The sequence below is a fragment of the Pseudanabaena sp. FACHB-2040 genome, assembly GCF_014696715.1.
Taxonomy (GTDB): Bacteria; Cyanobacteriota; Cyanobacteriia; order Phormidesmidales; family Phormidesmidaceae; genus JACVSF01.
On the sequence record NZ_JACJQO010000022.1, the window covers coordinates 437,562 to 460,589 of the forward strand.

At 53.4% G+C, this 23,028-nt stretch carries 23 protein-coding genes; 9 read left to right on the forward strand and 14 right to left on the reverse strand.

Annotation, left to right across the window (positions count from 1 at the left end):
• Positions 1–27 precede the first annotated feature (27 nt).
• From H6G13_RS24910 to H6G13_RS24955, 10 genes are all read right to left on the reverse strand, one after another.
• Positions 28–228 (reverse strand): hypothetical protein, encoded by a 201-nt coding sequence (locus H6G13_RS24910; RefSeq protein ID WP_190487958.1) that lies wholly within the window; start codon positions 226–228, stop codon positions 28–30.
• A gap of 124 nt (positions 229–352) precedes the next feature.
• The gene (locus H6G13_RS24915; RefSeq protein WP_190487959.1) at positions 353–1,513 is read right to left on the reverse strand and encodes a low-complexity tail membrane protein; all 1,161 of its coding nucleotides are present in this window, start codon (positions 1,511–1,513) and stop codon (positions 353–355) included.
• A 6-nt stretch (positions 1,514–1,519) separates the two neighbouring features.
• Positions 1,520–4,549, reverse strand: coding sequence for a translation initiation factor IF-2 (gene infB / locus H6G13_RS24920; protein WP_190487961.1), 3,030 nt, complete (start codon positions 4,547–4,549; stop codon positions 1,520–1,522).
• Positions 4,550–4,821: 272 nt separating this feature from the next.
• Positions 4,822–5,109: a YlxR family protein gene (locus H6G13_RS24925; protein ID WP_190487963.1), complete on the reverse strand. Its 288-nt coding sequence runs from the start codon at positions 5,107–5,109 to the stop codon at positions 4,822–4,824.
• 51 nt (positions 5,110–5,160) lie between these two features.
• On the reverse strand, positions 5,161–6,582 hold the full coding sequence (gene nusA, locus H6G13_RS24930; RefSeq protein WP_190487965.1) for a transcription termination factor NusA: 1,422 nt from the start codon (positions 6,580–6,582) through the stop codon (positions 5,161–5,163).
• Positions 6,583–6,675: 93 nt separating this feature from the next.
• Positions 6,676–7,143, reverse strand: a complete 468-nt coding sequence (gene rimP / locus H6G13_RS24935; protein ID WP_190487967.1) for a ribosome maturation factor RimP — start codon at positions 7,141–7,143, stop codon at positions 6,676–6,678.
• Positions 7,144–7,329: 186 nt separating this feature from the next.
• Positions 7,330–7,632 carry an NIL domain-containing protein gene (locus H6G13_RS24940; RefSeq protein ID WP_190487969.1) on the reverse strand — a complete coding sequence of 101 codons (303 nt, stop codon included), beginning with the start codon at positions 7,630–7,632 and terminating at the stop codon, positions 7,330–7,332.
• Positions 7,633–7,642: 10 nt separating this feature from the next.
• Entirely contained in the window at positions 7,643–8,560 is a 918-nt protein-coding gene (gene cysW, locus H6G13_RS24945) for a sulfate ABC transporter permease subunit CysW (RefSeq protein WP_190487971.1), read from the reverse strand.
• Positions 8,553–9,425, reverse strand: a complete 873-nt coding sequence (cysT, locus tag H6G13_RS24950; RefSeq protein WP_190487972.1) for a sulfate ABC transporter permease subunit CysT — start codon at positions 9,423–9,425, stop codon at positions 8,553–8,555. Before cysT ends, cysW begins: the two co-directional genes overlap by 8 nt.
• Before the next feature lie 211 nt (positions 9,426–9,636).
• Entirely contained in the window at positions 9,637–10,800 is a 1,164-nt protein-coding gene (locus H6G13_RS24955; RefSeq protein WP_190487974.1) for a sulfate ABC transporter substrate-binding protein, read from the reverse strand.
• 257 nt (positions 10,801–11,057) lie between these two features.
• Here H6G13_RS24955 and H6G13_RS24960 point away from each other — a divergent pair, with 257 nt between their 5' ends.
• Entirely contained in the window at positions 11,058–12,080 is a 1,023-nt protein-coding gene (locus H6G13_RS24960; RefSeq protein WP_190487976.1) for a sulfate/molybdate ABC transporter ATP-binding protein, read from the forward strand.
• Between the two features lie 420 nt (positions 12,081–12,500).
• Here H6G13_RS24960 and H6G13_RS24965 read toward each other — a convergent pair whose 3' ends face one another.
• On the reverse strand, positions 12,501–13,946 hold the full coding sequence (locus H6G13_RS24965; protein WP_190487978.1) for a hypothetical protein: 1,446 nt from the start codon (positions 13,944–13,946) through the stop codon (positions 12,501–12,503).
• A gap of 222 nt (positions 13,947–14,168) precedes the next feature.
• Here H6G13_RS24965 and H6G13_RS24970 point away from each other — a divergent pair, with 222 nt between their 5' ends.
• A complete protein-coding gene (locus H6G13_RS24970) occupies positions 14,169–15,077 on the forward strand; it encodes an alpha/beta fold hydrolase (protein WP_190487980.1) in 909 nt (302 codons plus the stop codon).
• A gap of 89 nt (positions 15,078–15,166) precedes the next feature.
• Here the strand turns inward: H6G13_RS24970 and H6G13_RS24975 are convergent, their stop codons facing one another.
• Positions 15,167–16,216, reverse strand: a complete 1,050-nt coding sequence (locus H6G13_RS24975; RefSeq protein ID WP_206756544.1) for a tetratricopeptide repeat protein — start codon at positions 16,214–16,216, stop codon at positions 15,167–15,169.
• Between the two features lie 88 nt (positions 16,217–16,304).
• Here H6G13_RS24975 and H6G13_RS24980 point away from each other — a divergent pair, with 88 nt between their 5' ends.
• The 5 genes from H6G13_RS24980 to H6G13_RS25000 all read left to right on the forward strand — a co-directional run bounded on the left by H6G13_RS24980 (position 16,305) and on the right by H6G13_RS25000 (position 19,134).
• A complete protein-coding gene (locus tag H6G13_RS24980) occupies positions 16,305–16,733 on the forward strand; it encodes a BlaI/MecI/CopY family transcriptional regulator (RefSeq protein ID WP_190487984.1) in 429 nt (142 codons plus the stop codon).
• Complete coding sequence (locus tag H6G13_RS24985) at positions 16,723–17,565, forward strand: M56 family metallopeptidase (RefSeq protein ID WP_190487986.1); 843 nt, start codon at positions 16,723–16,725, stop codon at positions 17,563–17,565. Before H6G13_RS24980 ends, H6G13_RS24985 begins: the two co-directional genes overlap by 11 nt.
• Before the next feature lie 147 nt (positions 17,566–17,712).
• Positions 17,713–18,003 (forward strand): YkvA family protein, encoded by a 291-nt coding sequence (locus H6G13_RS24990; RefSeq protein ID WP_190487988.1) that lies wholly within the window; start codon positions 17,713–17,715, stop codon positions 18,001–18,003.
• Between the two features lie 83 nt (positions 18,004–18,086).
• The gene (gene mug / locus H6G13_RS24995) at positions 18,087–18,647 is read left to right on the forward strand and encodes a G/U mismatch-specific DNA glycosylase (protein ID WP_190487990.1); all 561 of its coding nucleotides are present in this window, start codon (positions 18,087–18,089) and stop codon (positions 18,645–18,647) included.
• 124 nt (positions 18,648–18,771) lie between these two features.
• Entirely contained in the window at positions 18,772–19,134 is a 363-nt protein-coding gene (locus tag H6G13_RS25000; protein ID WP_190487992.1) for a DUF2237 domain-containing protein, read from the forward strand.
• Positions 19,135–19,136: 2 nt separating this feature from the next.
• Here the strand turns inward: H6G13_RS25000 and H6G13_RS25005 are convergent, their stop codons facing one another.
• A complete protein-coding gene (locus H6G13_RS25005; protein ID WP_190487994.1) occupies positions 19,137–19,463 on the reverse strand; it encodes a heavy metal-binding domain-containing protein in 327 nt (108 codons plus the stop codon).
• Positions 19,464–19,496: 33 nt separating this feature from the next.
• Positions 19,497–20,345 carry a carboxylating nicotinate-nucleotide diphosphorylase gene (gene nadC / locus H6G13_RS25010; RefSeq protein WP_190487996.1) on the reverse strand — a complete coding sequence of 283 codons (849 nt, stop codon included), beginning with the start codon at positions 20,343–20,345 and terminating at the stop codon, positions 19,497–19,499.
• Positions 20,346–20,812: 467 nt separating this feature from the next.
• Between nadC and H6G13_RS25015 the strand changes: the two genes are divergently transcribed.
• Positions 20,813–21,094, forward strand: a complete 282-nt coding sequence (locus H6G13_RS25015; protein ID WP_190487998.1) for a 4a-hydroxytetrahydrobiopterin dehydratase — start codon at positions 20,813–20,815, stop codon at positions 21,092–21,094.
• A 259-nt stretch (positions 21,095–21,353) separates the two neighbouring features.
• A complete protein-coding gene (locus H6G13_RS25020) occupies positions 21,354–22,937 on the forward strand; it encodes an iron uptake porin (protein ID WP_190487999.1) in 1,584 nt (527 codons plus the stop codon).
• Positions 22,938–23,028 lie beyond the last annotated feature (91 nt).

A 23,028-nucleotide genomic window follows, 5' to 3' on the forward strand; every position in this document is an offset into this window, starting at 1 on the left:
TGTACCTTCTGTCTTCTCCCTCAAATTCTAATAAGCCAGCGTCTCCAGCGTCTCGCGCAGGTATCGACGCACCAGCTGTTCTAACGAAGTACTTTCGACTTCAGCAGAATCATGCTCTGCCTTCCACCGTTGAAAACCGGAGCTGCTTGCGATCGCGCGTTTCAGACTTTGCCAAATATGAGCGTCATTAGAAGAACGATCAGATTTTGCCGAACGGGTATCTGCCATAGACGTTACATCCCATCGGGTCACATGAGTAAGGAAGGCAGCTGCCCTCTTACTCCTCAGCATAGCGCAGGCAACCCAAAGGCATTGTGCTGGAAACCACAGAATAGGGGGTTACATAAGCAATTTAGGCATGCCAAGAGGATTCTGAGCTGTCGGAGGCGTCGGTAGTAGGGGTTGAGCCGCTAGGATCAGGATTGATCTCTGGGTCATCTAGAAAGACAGGCTCTGCTGCATCTACCTCTGGCTCAAAGGCTGGTTCAAGTGGCTCAAGGTCTGGCTCAGGATGCTGCCAAGGCGTCTCAGAGGCAGCAGTCAGCAAATCCGCTAAGGGCTTAGCGAAGTCCGGATCCTCATCAGAGACTGGTTCACCCGTAATAAGAGCCTCAGCTTCAGAAGTCGCAGCCTCTTGCTGCAGTTCCTCCGAGAAGACAATCTCAGGGCTAGCCAATGACTCTACTTCAGGCGCAACCGGCTCAGACGTGGCCGGAACCATCGGTGCAGATAGCTCAGTAGAGACAATTTCGGCAGAGCCTATATCATCAGTCGATAGATCTGAGGTCACCTCTGACATTGCTGAGAAATCTTCAGCATTTGTTCCCCAAGTATCAAGGTCTTCTTCCAGCGTGGTCGCTACTGGCTGGGGTGGGCTAACTGACGCTACGGAGTCAGTTTTAACCACTGCAGGTTTTGCTGAAGCCTGCCAGTCAGGCAAAATTCGGTTGACTCGAAAGCCCAGGACTGTAAAATCCTGCTTGACCTGTTCTGAAGGGTAGGGCGGCAGCTTATTGAAGACCCGCTGCGGCGTTGCCAGAACACGCAGAACGCTAACCGGCACCTGAACAAAAAGATTGACCAGAAGAAATGCGATCGCAGCTACCAGCAAACCTAGCCCTCGCCCGCCCACGGCAAACGGCGTTAAATCCGATGCTAGCGGAGCCAGCGTATAAAGCCTGACCAGCACCCAGATTAAGGGAATCGGGGCTAGTGCTGCCAGAAACTTGACCAATGGATCCTTAAACAGACGCAAAATGCGGCGTCGGTCTTCGCCCATGCGATCGGGGCGTAGGGCCAGCAAAACTAGGCTAAAGATGCTGAAAGGCTTTTGCCACTGCATCCAGACTATCGGCAGAATGCCGATACCCCCGATCATTCCCAACTCTACCCAAGTTGGCAGAACCGGCTCTCCAGTAGCCAACCCCAGCAGACAAATGTCTAACCAGAGCGGCACGGCAGCCAGTCCTGCCAAATGTACCCAAAGATACGGGTCGAGTCGAAATGAACGCATTCCCTGTTAAGCCATTGCTAGCGTACGGCGCTTAGTAACCAGCCGATAGGCATCAATGATGTCGCCCTCTTGCCAGCCATTGAAGTTATCAATACCAATACCGCACTCAAAGCCTTGAGCTACGTCTTTGACATCTTCCTTCATGCGTTTCAGGGAGTCGAGCTTGCCCTCGTAAATCATGTTGCCGCCTCGCGTCACCCTCAGGTTACAGTTACGAGTCACCTTACCAGAGAGCACATAGGAACCCGCAACAGTTCCCTTGCGAACTGGGAAGACTGCTCGGACTTCCACCTGACCCAGCGGTTCTTCCACCAATTCGGGTTCGAGTAAGCCTTCCATGGCTCCTTGAATGTCATCCAGCAGGTTGTAGATGATGTCGTAGTCACGTACATCTACGCCAAGCCGGTCGGCAGACTGACGCGCACCTGTCGCCAGGGTTGTGTTGAAACCAACAATGACCGCACCACTAGCCGCAGCTAGGTCAACGTCAGTTTCGCTGATCTCTCCAGGGGCTGCCAGCAGAACGCGAATCTGCACCTCATTTTGAGGTAACTGCTGCAGCGCTGCCAGAATAGCTTCCACCGAACCCTGAACATCGCCTTTCAGCAGTAAGTTCAGCTCTTTCAGGTCGCCTTCCTGGGCCTGCACAGACAAGGTGTTGAGGGTTACCCGGCGAGAAGCCATAGCCTGCTGTAGGCGTGACTGCCGTTGCTCAGAGGCACGAGAATCAGCCACTGACCTTGCCATTTTCTCTTCGGCATAGACCTCAAACTCGTCGCCTGCAGCAGGTACGTCGTTCAGACCCAGCACCTCGACAGCGAAGGATGGCGCTGCACTGCTAACCCGCTTGCCGAGATCGTCGATCATGGCCCGCACTTTACCAAAGACAGGACCCGCAACCACGCTGTCACCAATTCGCAGCGTTCCGTTTTGGATCAGCAGGGTTGCTACTGGTCCACGAGCCTTATCCAGGTTGGCTTCAATAACGGTTCCTCGGGCCAATCGATCAGGGTTGGCATTGAGGTCTTCGACTTCAGCTACCAGCAGAAGCATCTCCAGCAGAGTATCCAGGTTCTCTCCAGTGATGGCGCTAACCGGCACCATAATGGTGTCGCCACCCCATTCTTCTGGCACCAGGGCGTACTCCATCAGTTCTTGCTTCACCCGGTCAACGTTGGCCGACTCTTTGTCGATCTTGTTGATAGCGACCACAATGGGCACACCTGCCGCTTTAGCGTGGCTGATAGCCTCAATCGTCTGAGGCCGCACGCCATCATCAGCAGCAACCACCAGAATGGCAATGTCAGTTACCCGCGCACCTCTTGCCCGCATAGCTGTAAAAGCTTCGTGGCCTGGAGTGTCGAGGAAGACAATCTGCTGTTTTTGGTCGTTATGGTCTAGGTCAACGTGGTAAGCCCCAATATGCTGGGTAATGCCCCCTGCTTCTCCTTGGGCTACTTTTGTCTTCCGAATAGAATCAAGCAGGCTGGTCTTACCATGGTCAACGTGTCCCATGATGGTGATGACCGGTGGGCGACGCTGGAGGCTTTCCATGTCAGCCACATCCAGCATCTCTGTAACCTTCTTAGCTTCAGACTCAGCTTCAACAGTCTCAACTACCACCTCAAACTCTTCAGCCACTTGCTTGGTGGTTGCAAGATCTAAGGTTTGGTTGATGTTGGCAGCAATGCCTTTAAAGAAGAGGGACTTAATAATTTCGGTTTCAGGGACAGCAATCTTTTCGGCTAACTCGTGAACCGTTAGTCCTTCAGTCAAAATCAGCAGCCCTGGCCGCTCCTGCTTGTTAGCTTGTTCCCGCCGTTCCCGCCGAGCCCGAGCATTCTCCCGGCCAGACGGCTTGTGACTCCGCATGGTAGGAGCAGTAGGCTTAGAAACTCCCTGCTTCTTAGGCTTAGGGGGGCGAGCAATTGACAGACTTAGGAAGGAAGGGTCTGTACCAGCCTGCTCACCATCTTCGCCTTCGATGATCTCTTCTAGATCTTCGTCCTCGTCATCAAGCACAGGCCCTCGGCGCTTGGCCTTAGTGACCTTGCCGGCCTTCCGCATTTCTTGCTCTTCGTCTTCCTCCTCCCGCTCTTTGCGTCTGTGGCGAGGCGGAGAGGGGCGGCGCAGCAGGGAATCACCCAGATCGCCTTCACCCCCAGAGGGCATTCCTTCGAGCTCTTTTTTAGGCTGGTTGCTATCGGTCTGAGTTGTGTCGTCTTCGTCGCCCCGGGCACGACGCAATCTCGGCTTTGGCTTCAGAACGGGGCCACCGCCACCACTAGCTGGTTCGTCTACTTCGCGAATGGGAACAGGGCGGCGAACTTCACGAACTTCAATCGATCGCTGCTCTCTTTCGTCTGAAGACCCGTCTGTATTTTGTCGAATAACGGGTCGACTAGGAGCAGCTACACCAGGTTCTCGGACGGGGCGAGTAGGCCGCGAAGGGGGGCTAACTAGCTCTGTCCGTGGCTTGCTGATGGCTCTGCTGGCCGGGGGGGCTGGGCTAACGGGTGCTTGAGGCTCAGAGGGCACTGTAGGAGCCGGGGTGCGCTGAAGGGGTGGGGCCGCATCCTGGATTTCTTGCACTGGCTCAGCTGCGGCAGGCGATACTAATCCGTCACGAGCAGGCGGCTTCATGAGCGTGTCTGCGCTGGCTGCAGCAGTCATGGGCTGCTCTTCAAGCTGCATCGGCTGATCGGCTTCCTGAGCGGCTGGAGGCTCTGCGGGACGATTGGGTTTAATGGGAGGGCGATGCCGTCGAATTTCCAAAATCTGCTGTTTATGCACAACCGGTTGTCCACCACCGTTCTTAGGGTTAAGAGTAGGGCGGGGTTTAGAGGCTCCGTTACCCCCTGAACTGCTGCGGGCTTGTTTAGCGGCAGAGCGGATTTGATCCGCTTCATCCTCTGTGATTGTACTGCTATGGCTCTTTACGGCAACATTAAGGCGATCGCAAATAGCCAAAAGGTCTTTATTTTCCAAATTGAGTTCCCGAGATAGCTCGTAAATTCTGACTTTGCCGCTGTTCATCCAGTTCTCCCTCTTAAACCCAGTTATTTCATAGGACCAGCCTGTTTTGCTCAACAAACTACATCAGCTAAAAACTACATCAGCTAATTTCGACAGTGACAGCCGTCGGAGCAGGTGTTGTTTTGACAACACCTAATGATCCTGTATCAGTCTAAACAATTTAACCCGACGTTGGAAGCGACGGGCGACTCTACACCCCTTAAATTGAGGTTAAGTTTGCTCTTGTCAGAGCAAGGTTTGATACTACCAGACTGCAAAGGATACCAAGGGGCTCAATGCCAAGACGCAGAATCTTGAGCATGACGCTGACCTGAAGAAGACAGGCGCTGCCATAGCATCTGATAAATTTCTTCAGGAATCGCTGCTTTGAGTGCCCGCCCTAGCCGATTCTTTTTTTGAGCCGCCTGGAGGCAGTCTGGGTGAGGACACAGGTACGCTGAGCGACCCATGCCTTGATCCAATCTTATCTCCCGGTTGGGGTAAACGCGGACAATGCGCAAAAACTCTTCTTTTGGCGCAACTTTTCGGCAGCTAGCACAGCGGCGGTAGTTTGGCTGCATAACTCTACGGTAACGTGACCCCAAGCATCTGACAGGTGAGGCTTCTCCCCCCTATTCTGCGGATTTCAGATCCTTTTCTTTCTCAGATTCTAGATCCACTTCTTCTGAATCAAATTCATCTGAATCAAAGTCGTCTTCGTCCACAAAAGTCTCAGCCTCAGCTTCTAGCACTACTGGGCTATCATCTAACACAGTTTCAGTGCTAGCCACTGGGGTTGAAATGGGAGCGACGGGTTCCTGCTCTAGCTCAAAATCTTCTTCGTCCTCCTCAACTTCGACCGCCGCCGCTTCTCTGACTGATCGGAAATCGGCAATCTTGCGATCTTCCTCGGCATAGTCGTACTTGGCTGAGTCTTTGATATCAATTTTCCAGCCTGTCAGCCGGGCGGCTAAACGCACATTTTGTCCTTCTTTACCAATGGCCAGACTCAGCTGGTCTTCGGGAACCAACACATGGGCCTGACGCTCATCGGGGTGAACTAGCCGCACTTCATCAACACGGGCCGGGCTGAGGGCATTGGCGATGTAAGTAGACGGATCAGGAGACCAGCGAATGACGTCAATCTTCTCACCGCGCAGTTCGTTGACTACCACCTGAATTCGGGAGCCGCGAGCACCGATGCAGGCCCCAACGGGATCAACGTCCCGCTCCAAGGTATCGACGGCAATCTTGGTACGGGGACCGACAGATCGAGAGGGGGGGTTGGCTTCACGGGCAACCGCCACAATCCGAACGATCTCGTCTTCAATTTCGGGCACTTCATTGGAGAAAAGCTCAACGACTAGCCCAGCATCAGCGCGGGAGACCAGCAGCTGAGGTCCACGATGGGAGCCTTCAGAAACGCGCTTTAGGGCTACCCGAAAGGTAGCGTTGGCCCGGTAATTGTCGTTAGGGAGCTGATCTCGCTTGAGCAATTCGGCTTCTACTTCGGGCTGCCCCACACCACTACTGACGGCCATAATCACAGACTGCCGCTCAAACCGCAGTACACGAGCACTGAGGACACTGCCTTCGAGATCTTGAAACTCTTCCTGGACGAGCTTGCGCTGCTGATCTCGCAGCTTTTGGGCCAGCACCTGCTTGGTCTGAATGGCGGCCATGCGGCCAAATTCTCGCTGATCGGGGGTAACATCGAGCACAACCGTGTCGCCAACCTGCGCCTCGGGAGCAACTTCCCGCACTTCTTCTAGGGCAATTTGGTGATCGGGGCTAGTGACTTCTTCGACAATGGTTTTAGTCGCAAGCACCCGAAAACCCTGTTCGCCATACTCATCGATATCGAGCTCAATGTCGAAGTTCTCAAAGTAGGTTTCGTCGAAGTGGTCTCCCATTTGCTGGGTGCGCCGATACCGTTCGTAGCCCTTCAGTAAGGCTTCTCGGAGGGCATTTTCGACCGCATGTTTGGGCAGATTGCGCTCGCGGCTGATGTGGTCGATGAGCTCTTCGAGATTGGGTAGGTTGACCAGGGACATAAGGTGCGAAACCTCCAGTGAGGGATGAAATGGGGAACAGGGCAGTGACGTTTACGGTACGTTTGCCAGAAGAATTAAGGGAGCAGCAGTTGGCTAGTCCGCAGCTTGATTGCTAAGCTGCACGCTGGTAATTAAGTCTCGGGGCAAGCTGATAGTCTTTCCTTTTTGGCTGATGAGAATGGCCGTTTCGCTGCGCTGAAGCAGTTGACCTACCCAGGTTTGTTTGCCTTTGTGAGGTTCTGTCAGATTGACTTCAACCATAAAGCCTTTGAAAACTGTGAAGTCGCGATCGCTACTCAGCTCAGGTGAGATACCCGGGCTGGAGACTTGTAGATCGTAGGCACCCGGTAGGATGTCGGTGGCATCTAAGGCTGCTTCTAAGGCCCGACTCATGCGCTCACAGTCGACTAGCCCAGTGTCGCCGTTGGGGTTACGGACATCGACTCGCAGCACGGGCGGTGACTGGTTGGTTTGAAACACGGCAGCCGCAATTTCTAACCCTAGCTGGTCGGCAAGGGGGGTTGCCAAATCAATGACTTGGGGGACTATAGGATGGGTCATGGGACCAAATAAGCAATAAAAAAGTGGGCACCGACCCACTTTCCGAAGTTTCTAAAAACGGGAATGGACAGGCCGAAGCTTGTCCATCTCATCAGTTTAACGTACTGGTTTGAAAAACGGAGCCATCCTACCGAGAAGACGGTATTTGAATAAATTTGCTCTGATGAACTGGGCTGCTTGTAAAAACTACAGGGAAGGCACTACGTCGGGCCACGGCCAGATGTCAGCCCCTAAATCAGACAGTTCTAGAATGGCGCTGCGAATTTGACCGGATGCACCCTGTAGCTCTAGGTCGAACCAGCCATCATCAGGGGCTTTAGGACTGAGCAGAGCGGCTCGGATGGTAATGGTAACGCCGTGGTGGGAAATCAGGTGTGAGAGTACAGGCTGCTCCTGCTGGTCCTTGGGTATTCTGACTCGAACGCGTAGGGAGCCTTGATTGTTTTGAAGGCGGGCTAACACTTCGGGTTCTGGGCGAATGGCAGACATAGGCTCTCCTTTAGTGGGCTCTAGAGCGCTTGTAGGATATGCGAGCTTCAAGAATGTGCTTGAACAAAACGGTCACAACTGCCAGCAGGGCCAGCACAACGGCAGCCGCATAGGCAGCCTCAGTGTTGTACTGAACGTAGGCTTCTTCGACAAACAGAGGCAAACTTTGGGTTTTACCGGCAATATTGCCTGAAACTACCGAGACTGCCCCAAATTCACCCATTGCCCGGGCATTGCATAGAATCACGCCGTAGAGCAAGCTCCAGCGAATAGAGGGTAGGGTGACCCGCCAGAAGGTCTGCCAACGATTGGCGCCTAGAGTTTCTGCTGCCTCTTGCTGCTCGGTGCCCATTTCCTCCAGTGCTGGCAAAACTTCTCGCGCTACAAAGGGCATGGTGACAAAGGCGGAGGCTAAAACCATGCCGGGAGCGGCAAAGATGATGCGAATGTTGTTGGCTTCTAGGAGTGGCCCAAACCAGCCATTACGGCCATAGAGCAGCACGAGCATGAGGCCAGCTACGACAGGTGAGATGGCAAAGGGAAGGTCGATGATGCTGACGAGCAGCGTGCGGCCAGGGAAGTTTTTGTTTGCGATCGCAATGGCCGCACACAGCCCAAAAATAGTTGTCAGGGGCACAGCGGTCACCGCCATAAGCAGCGTGAGCTGGGCTGCATGAATGAAGTGGCGGCTGGTAATGGCTTGCCAAAATGGGGCAAAGCCACCCTGGAAAGCCTGAGCAAACACGTTGAAAGCCGGAATAAACAAAATCAGGCTGAGATAGAGCACCACAAAGCCGATCAGCCCCCACTTGCGCAGAGGAGAAGCGGTTTTTTCCGAACGGGGCGAGTTTGGTAAAGGTAGCGATTCGGCCGCGAAAGGGATGCCAGTGCTCAAGTCAGCGGGCGTAGAATTGGTTGAATCAGTCATAGCGTCTTCTGTAGGCTTCAATCACGTTGATCATGACCAGGCTGGCGAGCGAGATCAGCAAAAGCACAGTGCCAATCACAGTGGCCCCAGCGTAGTCAAACTGCTCTAGCCTCTGGAAAATTAGAACTGGGGCGATCAAGTCCTGGAAGGGAATGTTGCCCGCAATAATTACAACTGAGCCATACTCACCCACTGCTCGAGCAAAGCCCAAAGCCACCCCAGTCAAAACAGCGGGCATCAGCGGCGGCAGCACCACTCGCCAAAAGGTCTGCCACTCAGAAGCACCCAAACACCAGGCCGCTTCTTCAATGTCGCGCTCCATCTCCTGCAGCACCGGCTGCACAGTACGCACCACAAAGGGAAAGGAGATAAAGAGCATAGCCAGCAGCACCCCCAACCGAGTAAAGGAAACCTGGATGCCAAAGGGGGCCAGCAGCGAACCAATCCAGCCTACATTGCTGTAAACAGTGGAGAGGGTCAAACCGGCAACGGCAGTGGGCAGCGCAAAGGGCAGATCGATAGCGGCATCTACAAACTTTTTGCCGGGAAACTCGTAGCGCACCAGCACCCAGGCGGCGATTAGACCGACAAAACCGTTGATTAGAGCCGCCGCTAGCGAAGTGAAAAAGGTGACATTGTAGGCTGCGATCGCAACCGGATCCGTCGCAATGCGCCAAACTTCGGCAGGGCTGAGGGTGCTGGCTCTGAGCACAAGCGCCACCGTTGGCAGAAACAGCATGAAAGTAAGATAAAACCAGGTGATCCGCCAGGGCCAAGAAAGATGGCGCACTCGGTTCAAAAAATTCCCTAAAGGATTGGGCGAAGACCCTGGAGTTGGGGTTGGAGAGGCAGAACTAAGAGTCATAGCCAATAGACTGAAATACAGCTAAAGAAATTACTAGTGCTGCCCGAGCCTCTAGTAGCGGGGCGCTTACGCAGATTAGATCATCAATCCGGCTTTTAAGTCTCCCGTGGGAGCAACAGCTAAGGCAAGATGGGTCTGCAAACCGTTCACCCACCTTGCCCTAGGGAATTACCCGGTACCATTAAGGCCACCCGTGAAACTCGAGCCAGATCTACTTGCCGATCTTGGCCTGGATTTGATCGAACACGGCACCGTCCTTAAAGAACTTCTCCTGAATCGTGTCCCAGCCGCCTAGATCAGACACGGTAAACAGCGTTTCCACGGGAGGATATTGGCTGGCAAACTCTTCTGCTACCGTTGGGTCAACTGGCCGGAAGCCCACCTTGGCAAACTCCCGCTGTGCCTCTGGCGTGAAGAGAAACGCGACAAAAGCCTCAGCAACTTCACGGGTGCCATGTTTATCGACATTGGCATCGACAACAGCGATCGGATTATCAATGGAGATTGTCGCTTCAGGAATAATAAAGGGCTGATCTTCACCCTTCTGTTTAGCCAAAAGGACTTCATTCTCATAGTTGATCAGCGCATCCCCCTGCCCCCGAGAGTAGAAAACGTCTGTCGCTTCCCGAGCATCCTTAGGCAGAACCGGAACATGCTTGTAGACGTTGGTCACAAACTCTTCGGCTGCCGCCTCGCTGCCCCCTTTCTGGGTAACTGCTCCCCACAGAGCCAGGTAGTTCCAGCGAGCTCCCCCAGAGGTTTTAGGGTTAGCTGTTACAACCTGCACATCATCGCGGGTGAGGTCTTCCCAGCCCTGAATGTTTTTCGGGTTGCCTTCTCGAGTAATGATCACAGCTACCGACTTGTGAACGATAGAGTCGTTGGGGGCTTCTGTTTCCCAGCCCGGCTCAATCAGTCCGCCATCTTCTAGCTTTTGAGTATCTAGGGCTAGGGCGAGCGCCACAACATCTGCATCTAGGCCATCGAGCACGGCCCGAGTCTGCGATCCCGAGCCGCCATAGCTCTGGTTAAAAATAACTTCCTGGTTATGCTCCTGCTTCCACTGCTCGACAAACTTCGGAATGATCTGCTCGTAGGCAGCCTGGGTCACAGCGTAGGACACCAAGGTGAGTTCTATGGGGGGCTTGGCTGCACCAGCATCGGCACCAGCATCGGCTGTGCTAGTGGGAGTCCCCGTGTTAGCACAGGCTGCGATCGCACTGCTCATCCCCACACCAGCCAAAAACAATCCAAAGCGTCGCCCAAAAGAGCGTCTGCTTAAAGACTTCACCAAGCGATCTGTAGAGGGCTGGTGAATTGAAGCAGCGGTATTGTTTTCGCGGTCATCACGCTGGGGCGGCTGCCAAGACTTCATAGGTCTATCTCTCTGTGAAATTTTTTGTGAATCATCCGTTCGTGATCGAAACTGTATCACAAACAAAATCAGTTTGTTTTGAAATTTGAGCAGCTCATAAATGAGTTTCGCTTGCAGTCTCTCTCTGCATGCGATATGTTTTTCTTCTAAGTGTTGATTAGAGACAATCAACGTGTGGCGTCGTTAGTGGGTCTGCTACCCGGTGGCTCGTTCGTCGTCTGGTCAGAGAGGTTTGTTAGATTCACCTAGAGGCAGATATGGGAATTAGTGTTGAGAACGTTTCAAAGCGGTTTGGCGATTTTCAGGCCATTAAAGACGTCAGCGTCGAAGTAAAGACCGGTTCACTGGTCGCTCTGCTAGGTCCGTCAGGATCGGGCAAGTCAACGCTCCTGCGCGTCATTGCCGGCCTAGAGCAGCCCGATACAGGCCGCATCCTGCTGACCGGACGCGACGCGACCTACCAAAGCGTTCAAGCTCGCAAAGTGGGCTTTGTATTTCAGCACTATGCCCTGTTCAAGCATCTGACCGTGCGTAAGAACATTGCTTTCGGCATGGAAATTCAGAAGTGGCCTAAAGAGAAAGTGCGGCGACGGGTCGAAACCCTGCTAGAGCTGGTGCAGTTAGGCGGATTTGGCGATCGCTATCCTGCTCAGCTCTCGGGCGGGCAGCGGCAGCGAGTAGCGCTGGCTCGGGCACTGGCAGTTGAGCCAGAGGTGCTGCTGTTAGATGAGCCCTTTGGCGCACTGGATGCCAAAGTGCGCAAAGATCTGCGCGATTGGCTGCGGAAGCTCCATGATGAGGTCCACGTCACAACCGTTTTTGTGACCCACGACCAGGAAGAAGCCATGGAAATCTCCGACGAAATCGTGGTCATGAACCACGGTGTCGTCGAACAAACTGGTTCGCCCGCTGAAATTTACGACCGACCTGCTACGCCTTTTGTCATGAGCTTTGTAGGGCCGGTCAACGTGCTGTCTCCCAATGAAGATTTCCTGCCTAGCTGGAATGCCCCTACCCGCAACGGCGATTTCTTCCTGCGGCCCCACGATATTGAGATCTCCAAGACCTTTGAAGAGCAAACGGTTGCAGCCACCGTCCAACGTCTGGTGCACCTGGGCTGGACCATTCGAGTAGAGCTGGCGCTAACCGATGGACAGATCGTGACGGCCTATGTGACCCGCGAGCAGGTGAATGACTTGAGGCTAGAGCCAAAGCAGCAGGTTTTCCTGAGGCCAAAATCCTTTAAAACATTTGAGCAGCCGGCTGGAGCCGTCGCTTAACGTGTGACAGGAGAAGGATAATCCCCATTTCTACAGATGCGTTTTAGACGTCATACTGGGAATGCTGGAATCAAAGTTCTAAAGAGCAGTCTGCATGCTAAGGCTATACTTGCTGTCCACCCTGGTCTTGCTGATTCTGATTCTGCCTCCATTTTTAAGAGACAGCACCGCTCCTAAAAATTCACTAGCATCCTGGGGATTTTTCTTCTTAGTGCTGAGTCTTTCTCCGATTACGCTGCCCACCGTTCTCTATCATCGTGGTTTGTCCCGGTTCAAAAAAACCAAGGGATTCTCCAGCAATGGCTGGGACTTTAGCGCCTGGTATGGACGATAAATTGCTTTAAGCAAGCTTCGAATTAGGGTCAAAACCTGACCTAGCTTGGAGCTAGATGGTTAGCAGATGTTTTTACCCCACTGGGTTTAAGGCTGCTGGGTAACGTCGTAGAGGCGATAGCGCTGCTCTGCAAGTTCCTCAAAATCCTCTGCTGCTAGTCGCTTGACATAGTTGAGCTTGACTTCTTCTAAGAGTGCTACGGTCATAGCCTCGATCTCTTCGACTGTTCCTTCAGTCTGCTTGACCTCCGTTCTCAGAGTTTCAGTCACCTTAGTCAGGAGAGACTGCAGCAGCTCTGCGCCCCGCCGATCTTGAGTGGTTTCTTTCAGGGTCTGATAGAGGGAGTCGGTAATTTGCCCAATGATTTGTCGATTGATCTGCTCAGAAACGCTGCTGATGCCGGGGATCTGACGAAAACTCTGATAACCAGGAGCCTGATCGAGGGCGCGGGTGACGCTGTGATCGATCAGGGCATCGACGTCGGGTTTGACCTGGGGAAACACCTCGTCAAGCAAGACTGAACTCAGGCGCTGGGTGATGACCTCGAGTTCATTAACCCCATTGAGATCGATATAGCGGGTTGTCGTATCTAGCATCCAGCGGGCAACGTCTCCAGAGCGCACAGAGTTTTGCACCTGATCGATAATCCGCAGCACTACAACTTCGGTTAACTCAATAGCGACCTGACTAATCAAAAAGCGGTTAATCCGATTTCTGAGCGGCTCTAGATCGATCAGGCGAGACTGGTTGACCCGCACCATCACTGGAAAAACCCGGGTCAGCGCCAGTGCCGGTAGCCGCATAGCGCTGAAGGGAATGATCAGCAGCAAATCGTACCAACGCCAGAGAATGGTATCTAGCCAGGTGACGTTTTTGTAGCGGCGGCTGAGGTAAAAGCTGCGGGTCAGCAGTTCAATGGCAAAGAGAGCAATAAAACAGAGGTCAATTCTCCAAAACCAATCGGTCGGCCCGCCATCGAAAGCGATGCCCCGATAGTAATTGGTTTCCATCAGCGGTCTGATCTGCCCATTAAAAAAGGCCATTTCGGCAGACCAGCCCTGCTGGCTTAGATGGGGTTGGCTCCAAAAGGCCTGAAATGCCTCTTTAGAGGTTTCGGTGCCGAGGTGCGATCGCATTACGCTCTTAATCCGCTCCAAAGCGCCGGACTTGTTGGCGACCTGAAAGGGATTTTCATCAATCATGGCCACACTGCGCGCCTGCAAGTCCTGTAGGAGGGTTTGGGCAGCAGCAGACTGTAGCCCCGTCTCTGCCACTTGGTTCTCCAGGTCAGCAACTGCAGCAAGATAGGCAGTGGTACTGCGCTCAGGCTCGATGCCTTTGACCGTAGCCCCATACCACTCAGTTATCCCCGGCAACAGCGTTAGGTAAGGGTCTCGAAAACGGATGTAGCTCAGGTCAAACGCTACCAGCACCAAATTAGTGAGAGCGAGCAGCGCCATCAGACGTTCAAACCAAAGCCCAGCGGGGCGACGGCGACTGAAGCGTTTTTTTGACAGGGCGAGGGCAGGCATAGAAAGAACACTACAAGATTGGAAAGACGCTAAAAAGGGCCTTTAAGGCCAAAACGCCTTCTTCTAATATCCACTGGATGACGGTCTGAGAGCTGATGGCGTAACAAAGACTTTGGTTTGCAGTAGAGTGCAGTCTGCCCCGATGATGGCACGCCCATGAGGGCTAGCAACATTCGTTAAACTCATGAATGGACATCTGTTAAGTACTGGATTGAAGGACTGATGGCGGCTGTGATCTCAGGGGATAGCTTTGCTGAAGCCCCGCTCGAAAATACCACCTGGTACTGGCGGCAGCAGGCAGTTAATTACGTTAGAGCAGGGAGCAACCATCCGGATAGGCCGCCACTGCTGCTAATTCATGGCTTTGGCGCATCTACAGACCACTGGCGCAAAAATGTTGTGGATCTCCAGGCAGATTTTGAGGTCTACGCGATTGACATGCTAGGGTTTGGCCGCTCGGCTAAGCCTGCTTGGGAATATAGTGGCTCTCTTTGGCAGGCCCAGCTGCACGACTTTATTACCGAAGTGATTGGGCGTCCGGCGGTGCTGGCAGGCAATTCCCTAGGCGGCTATGCAGCGCTATGTGTGGCCGCCAATCATCCGGAGTCGGCGGCGGGTGTGGTCTTGCTCAATAGTGCTGGTCCCTTTGCCGAGACTAACGATCAGGCTCAGGAGGGTTCTTTTAGAAGTGCTGTCACCAAAGCCGTTCAAGGCTTTATGCTGCAGCCTGCCCCCAGCTGGATGCTGTTTCAGTATGTCCGCCAGCGTTCTACGATTCGCCGCACGCTAGAGCAGGTCTATGTCGATAAATCGGCCATTACTGAGCGCCTAATTGACGAGATCAGCCGCCCAGCCAACGATCCGGGAGCTGTTCAGGTGTTTGCCTCGGTATTTAAGGCCCCTCGGGGTGAAACGATTAGTACCCTGCTCAGCAAAATGAACTGTCCGCTGTTGCTGCTGTGGGGCGAATACGACCCTTGGATGAACTCTCGCCTGCGCAGCAGCCAGTTTCGCCAGCACTACACTAATTTGAAAGAGCACTTTCTCCATGCTGGGCACTGCCCCCACGATGAGGTGCCCGACCAAGTCAATGCCCTGATGCGAGACTGGGTGCTGAGCCTGAGCCATTAAGGTGCTTCTACCACTAGCATTGACTCAATACGTTTAAGTAGCTCTGAAATTGATTTGTAGGGAACCTGCTTTGTAGGCTTCAATGGCCGTTAACCCACTACTGAAACAGGGGACTGCAGGTCATTGAGCAGATTAAGCACATAGCGGTGCAGGCTCACTGCACCTTGTTTTTGAGCGTGATAAGCAGCTGTCTGCAGATCTGCGATCGCACCCATCCGATCCCCCATATTCTGGCGGATCAATCCTCGCTTTAGGTAGGTGTGGCTGTGGCCCGGATCGAGCGCTAGCACCTGATCAAAGTTAGTGAGCGCCGCTGTCTCCTGTCCTAGGTAGTGGCAGGCACAAGCCCGGTTAAAATACGCTCGGGCATCGGCAGGGTTAAGTGCGATCGCATGGCCAAAGTCGTCAATCGCGGCATCTGGCCGGTCGATCAAAAGCAGAGTTAGGCCCCGGTCGTTATAGAGTGCCGCAAGTGAGTTGGAGTGGGTAGTGGCTGCAGCGCTGGCGGTCGCCAGCGCCCGATCAAAATCCCCTAGGGCAGCCGGAAAATCTTTCTCGGCCATCCTCACTAGCCCCCGGTTGTAGAAACCTCGATAATCATTCGGCTGGCGGCGCAGAAAATCGCTGAAATCGCTGAGAGCGGTCTCGAAACTACCCTGCCGGTAATGCGCTAGGCCCCGGTTAAGCAGAGGCTCTGCAGCAGCTGTATCAATTTCTAATGCCTGGGTGCAGTCTGCGATCGCAGCTAAGTACTGGTTCATCTGCAGATTTGCTAGGCAGCGATTGGCATAGGCCGCAGCGGTTGGCTGCTGCTCAATAACCGCCGTGAAAACCGTGGCAGCCCGCTCATACTGCCCCTGCTCTAGCGCTCCAACGCCTAGCTCAAAAGGCGTGAGTGAAGCCACCGCTGCCTCCAGCCAGTGGCCCAGCGGCATCAGCCACACCAACACCCCAAGGCTAGCAGCAATCACTTTTGGCAATAGCGTGTGGAACATCGGTACCTGCTTCCAGCAACAGAAAATCCCCGGCCCTAGAAAGCCGAGGGCGAACCGGAAAATTCTCCCCTCAAAGCCAATTACACAAGTCACCCTATCTTCTTGAATCGAGCCAATCAGATCAAAAGACACCCCGTCAAACATTACGAACTGCGAACCTAAGGGATAGGCCCAAGCAGACAGACTCGATACACTGAGAACACTGACTTGTCGCTCCCTTAACCTGTTTGCTATGGCACCCCTGCCCTTTAATCGACCCAAACAGCTCTCCCTAGGGCCATTAGAGTCAGAAATTCTGTCAATTCTGTGGGAGTTGGGTTCTGCTACTGCCAAAGACATTCACGATCGCATCCTCGACGATCCTGATCGGGAACTGGCCTACCCCTCGGTAATGACCGTGCTGCAGCGGCTCCAGAAGAAGGGCTGGTTGAGTTGCGACCGCAGCCAGCGCACTTACCGCTGGTCACCTGTCGTATCGCGGGAAGAGGCCACGATGCTACAGGCTCACCAGCACCTTCACACATTTCTAGCCGTTGGCAATCCAGACACTGTGGCTGCCTTTGCCGATAGCCTGGATACAGCCAGCCTCGATCAGCTAGAAGCAATTGCCCAAAAAATCAAAGCAATGCGGCAGCGCCAGGAGGGCGACCATGCACAGTAGTTTGATGATGGTTGCAGTAGGCTGTGCCCTTTGGCTGCGGTGGCAGTGGCAGCCTACCCAGGCCCCTTGGGAGCAACGCTGGCAGAGAGCACTGGTGGCGTTTTGCCTGCCGCCGCTGCTGCTGTTTTCGATGGCGATAGCGGTGCTGCGCATGGGTCACCACGGCCAAATGCTGGGCCTGCCGGTCAGCCAGGCGGGCTGCTGGGTTGCTACTGGCATTCTGTTGGCAGGCCTGGGGCTGTTGGGGTATTTAGCGGGGCAAGGGGTGCGATCGCACCTCCACCTGCGTCGCTATCCCCAAGTTTTCCTGACGACAGGAGATACAGCTCGCTGCCTACCAACAGATTTGCCCTTTGCTGCCCAGGTCGGCTTCTGGCACTCTCAGCTGCTAGTGAGCCACGGATTGTTGGCCCACCTGACTCCGCAAGAACTAGAGGCCATACTGGCCCACGAACAGGCTCACCGGCACTACCGAGACACCTTTTGGTTTTTCTGGCTGGGGTGGGTGCGGCGCTTGACTGACTGGTTACCGCACACAGACACACTCTGGCAAGAGCTACTCCTGCTGAGAGAGCTACGGGCAGATCGCCAGGCGGCAGCTCAGGTAGATCCGCTCCTGCTAGCAGAACTGCTGGTAAAACTGGTTGCCTTTCCGCTCAACCAAGAAATTTTTGGACAAGTTGCCTTTAGCCAACCACTGTCTGCCAGCCGCCTAGAGCAACGCATTGAGGCCCTTCTATCCCAACCGCAACCCGGCCCAGCCCCTCACATTACTATCCCTTGGATTTTAATTTCCCTAGTACCTCTGGGAACAGTTTTACTGCATTCTTGAAAGACATAGGATAGAGGGCAGAGAAATGCCAGAAATATAAAGGGTTAAGGGTACGGTCAGCCCCCCTATCGGATCAGTTTTCTACACTGTTTTTAAGTTAGGAGGGCTGGCACTATAGAGGGTATAAACCTTCTGCGGCTGGTTCCCATGAAAAACCCCTCTCAATCCTTCTATACCTGGTACAAAAATACACTTCGCAACGACAAGTACCGCTGGTTGGTTATTCTGGGTTCTCTGGCTTATCTAATCTCTCCGCTAGACATTTCCCCAGACTTTATTCCCATCATTGGTTGGATTGATGATGGCGTGGTAGCAACGCTGCTGGTGGCTGAAGTTTCGCAGATAGCAATGGAATTTCTCAAGAAGCGTGGCCGATCCATCTCTACAGATCAGGCTGCTTCAATTGATGAGCCTGCAGTTACGGTAGAAGCTCGCTAAATCACTTTTCTTGTGCTGTTTGCATGAGATCCTTAAAACCAAGATCCTCGAATTCGAGGATCTTTTTTATTACCATTGTGTTCATGATCATTCCCATTAAACCAAGCCGGGCTGAGATTCAAGCTGCATACGGTAAAACTGTGCCAGATGTCATTGCCCCTAATCTCAAGGTGCTTTTTTGCGGTATCAATGCCAGCCTCTACAGTGCCGTCGTTGGGCATCACTTCGCTCGTCCCGGAAACCGCTTTTGGAAAGCCCTACACGGGGCCGGATTTACTGATCGTTTGTTAAGCCCGTTTGAAGATGAGGAATTGCTAAGACGGGGCTACGGAGTGACCAATATTGTCGATCGCGCGACTGCCAGAGCCGATGAACTAGACCCTACCGAGCTACTAGCTGGAAGAGATGCATTGGCCGCAAAGATCAGTCAATATCAGCCTCAGTGGTTGGCGGTGCTCGGCATCAGTGCTTATCGGGTTGCTTTCCAAGAGAAAAAAGCAGTCATAGGACCCCAGAAGACTACCCTAGGCGATACCAAAATTTGGGTGCTGCCCAATCCAAGCGGTCTCAACGCTCACTATCAGATACCCGCGCTGCAGCAGGTTTATCGAGAACTTCTAGAGGGGTTACAAACTTTGGCTTGAAAAGAGGTGCACTGGTCAGAGACCTGCCCTTGGGACCATCACGCTGCTTATCCTCATGGCCACAGCCACCCGGCTCAGAAGTCATAATGACAGGCATAGAGCAATAAATCTTCAAGGAGTGGCTATGGCTGCACGGAACGTTTTAGATAGCGAGCTAGAGTGCTGCTGCACCTCCCCTATGACCGGCTTTTACCGGGATGGCTTCTGCAATACAGGCGGTGGTGACGTTGGCACTCACGTAGTCTGTGCTCAGATGACAGAAGAGTTCCTAACGTTTACTCGAGATAGAGGAAACGATCTCTCAACCCCTATTCCCGCCTTTAACTTTCCAGGGTTGAAGCCCGGCGATCGCTGGTGCCTTTGTGCCTCCCGCTGGAAAGAAGCCCTAGATGCCGGAGTTGCTCCCCCAGTTGTGCTAGAAGCAACCCATGCCCTCGCCTTAGAATATGTCTCTCTAAGCGAGCTAAAGCAGCAGGCTCTGAAATAGCGCTAAACCACCCTGACAGCTGTGCCGCTGACGGCGACCATCAGCATATTGCCGCCGTTATTGATCTCTAGCGATTCATAGTCAACGTCGATTGCAATAATGGCATTAGCCCCCATCTCCTTAGCCGCCTGCGTCATTTCCTGAAGCGCGGTTGTTCGGGCCTGCCGCAACGATTTCTCATATCCTGCCGAGCGACCCCCCACAATATCTCGCACGCCCGCAAAAAAATCTTTGAAGATATTTGCGCCAAGAATAGCTTCTCCATTCACGAGGCCACAGTACTCAACAATCTCTCGGCCTTCCACATTTGGGCCAGTGGTCAAAATCATAGGGCGTCCTCTCAACAGTTTCTACTTCCTGTTTTAACTCAGCCTCATACTCAAATCCAGCCAGGTTGAGCGGGTAATTGGCGCACTGCTGGAGATGTAATCTACCCCTGTTTCGGCAACTGCCCGAATAGTCTCAAGCGTAATATTGCCAGATGCCTCAATCTTGACTCGGTCACCAGCCCGGCGGATGTGCTGCACAGCTTCCTGCATCTGGGCCAGTGGCATGTTGTCGAGCATGATGATGTCTGCCCCGCCCGCCAGCGCCTCCTCAACCTGGCCCAAAGATTCGGTTTCGACCTCAATCGTGAGCGGGTAGGGAATGCTGCGACGAATCTGGGCGATGGCGGTCCCGATCCCACCAGCGGCGGCAATATGGTTGTCTTTGATCATCACTCCGTCGTCAAGACCCAGCCGATGATTTCTGGCTCCACCCACGAGGGTTGCATACTTCTCTAGCAGCCTCAACCCGGGGGTGGTTTTGCGCGTATCGACCAACTCGGCAGGTAAATCTGCGATCTGGTCTACGTATTTGCGGGTCAGCGTAGCAACACCGCTAAGACGCATCACCAGGTTCAAAGCGACCCGCTCCCCGGTCAGCAATGCCCCTAACGGCCCTTTGATTTGGGCAATCTCGGTACGACAGGCACAAAAGCTGCCATCACTCACCAAGGGCACAAACTCCACTTGGCTGTCTAACAGCTGAAAAACCCGCTGAGCCACAGGTAGCCCGGCTACGATTCCCGCCTCCTTAGCTAGCCATAGAGCAGAACCAGGTTGATTTGCGATCGCACCCAAACCGCCGGTCGTGCGATCGCCTCGCCCAATGTCCTCCCTCAGCCAAGTCTCCAGCATGGGATCTAGCACAATTGCAGGCGGCAGCATAGTTCATTTCTCAGGCACACTCCTCTTCCAGCATAGGCAAGGAGAATCAACTGCCGAAGAGGGTACAGCTAAAAAGACCTCATTCAGCCCCCCAACCTCAGATCCATATGCTATCTTGATTATTAATGCTGTCGAAGCTCAGCAGAGTGTCTCTTCAGATTCAACCGTTCAGGAATCAAGGAGGTGATGCCCATGCAAGAAAGTAGTAAATGCATGGGTCTTCTGGTTGTAGCTAGCCGGCTGTGCGCCGGGGCTGATCTCTAGGAAGTTAATGCTTATTTCTTCGGAAATAGCATCTGCTTTTAAAGCTGACTGATTAGGGTTCCTTCCGGCAGTCAGGCTCAACCTAAGACCCGCTAGACCGCTCCCATCGATGAAGGTAGTACCTTCCCCCGATGGGAGCGGATAGTCTTTTAAAGGCTTTTCCTCTAAAGCACGTACTGCATGCCCAATCAAGAGGGTTTTTGATGGCCAAGCCCCTAAGTGAAACCGAAGTTCAACTGAAGCTCAGCCAGCTGACTGATTGGATCCTTGAAGGCAAAATAATCAAGACCACCCGCACCTTCACAGACTTCGTTGAAGCCGTAAGCTTTGTCAATCGACTAGTCGAACCAGCCGAAGCGGCAGGGCATCACCCCGACATTGCTATTTCCTACAACCAAGTCACGATTAGCCTCACCACTCACGATGCCGGTGGCCTAACAGAGCAAGACTTCGCAATGGCCGAGACCCTTTCCAAGCTTGTCTAACAAAACCCGCAGCCAATCAAGTTACAAGAAAAAGGTCAGGAACTTCACGGCTTTTTAGGCAGTCAAAAATTTCAGCGATGAATCTATAGCCTAGCCGGAAGTGATCTGTTAATATCAGCATGAGTAACTTCATGGCAGGAAATCTGGGTTAGCCCTAAAGCCTGTCAGGCAGTGTTCATAGGGACTTCCGTTTGCTCTTTGGCTACAGTCACAGATGTCAAGCTTCCCTTGTATAAGGTGTGAGGAGAGATCAAAACCAATGTCTAAACTTCTTTGGAAATCTTTGCTGGCTGCTCCGGCTGCACTAGGCGCTGCGCTAGCTGTATCAGGTTCCGCTGTAGCTGTTGAAGCTGCTGCTATTGAGTTCGCTACCGAAACCGCTCCTGTTGAGCTGGCTACTGAAGTAGCTCCCGTTGAGCTGGCTACCGAAGCGGCTCCTGTTCAACTCGCTGCTGCTGCTGCACCGGTCGAGTCTGTTGTTGGCGTTGATGCGCTAAATCAGCCCGTTCAACTGGCTCAGATCACCAGCGTTAACCAGCTGACTGATGTTCTGCCAACCGACTGGGCTTTCCAAGCGCTGCAGAGCCTGGTTGAGCAGTATGGCTGTATTCAGGGCTACCCTGACCGTACCTATCGCGGTAATGCGTCCCTGACCCGTTATGAATTTGCTGCTGGTCTAAACGCCTGCTTAGACGTCATCGCCCAGCTAGTAGCTACTGGCATCAACCCCGATGACCTAGCAACCATTCGTCGCTTGCAGGAAGAGTTTCAGGCTGAACTGAACACCCTGCGCGGTCGCGTCGATGCTCTGGAAGCTGACGTAGCTGAACTGGAAGCTAACCAGTTCTCTACCACCACCAAACTGCGTGGTCAAGTCGACTTCCACCTCGCTACCCCCTTCGATACCATTCCTGGCGTTGAAGACAGCACCAACTTCAACTCTCGAGCTCGTCTAAACTTCGACACCAGCTTCACTGGCGAAGATCGTCTGCGAGTTCGTCTCCAGGCTTCTTCTGGTGATTTGCCTCTGGGCGATATTGGTGGTTTCAACAACGTTTCTGGTCTGCAGGGCGAAGGCGTCCTTGACCTGCGGGTTGATGACTTCTACTACGCCTTCCCCGTCGGCAACCGCATCGACGTAACCTTGGCTGCTAACTCCCTGTCCGTTGACGACGTTCTGCGGGAAATCACCCCCTTCGGCAACGGCGTTGCTGATGCTGCTGGTCCTCAGTACCTAGATGCTGGCATGGGCGGCGGTGCAGGTGTCGGTCTGAGCTTTGCCTTCACTGACAGCATCATCCTTGATGCGCTATACACGGTTAACACTGCTGGTGCTCGTTCCCCCAGCATCGGTGTCTTCCGGGGTACCAATGAACTGGGTCCAAGCCAAGCCTACGGAGCTCAGCTAAGCTTCATTCCTGAAGGCTTCCTGAGCCTTGCTGCAACCTACCTTCACAGTGATGGTGGTCAGGTCTTCCAAGGAGTCGGCACTGGTAAGGCAGTTGACACCTATGGTGGTCAAGTCAACCTGAACTTTGGCGGCTTCAACATTGGCGGTAGCGCCGGCTTCGTCAACTTTGATGGTGGCGACGACTTCATTTGGAATGCAGGTGTTGTCTTCGATGACTTCTTTGCTGAAGGTGCTCAGCTGGGTATCTACGGCGGTCAGGCTCCCCAACTGATTGGCTCAGTTGACAACCCCTTCTACATTGAAGGTTTCCTGAACGTTCCCTTCAATGAATTCCTGACCATTACTCCTTCTGTCATCTATGCTGACTACAACAACGGCCTAGCTGACGAAACCCTGATCTATGGTGTAATCCGCACTACCTTCCGCTTCTAAGGTTATCAACTCCCTTAGTTAGCTAAAGAACGGGCCTCAACTAAAAGTTGAGGCCCGTTCTTCTTGTTTAGAGGAGCTCACTAAAAAGCAC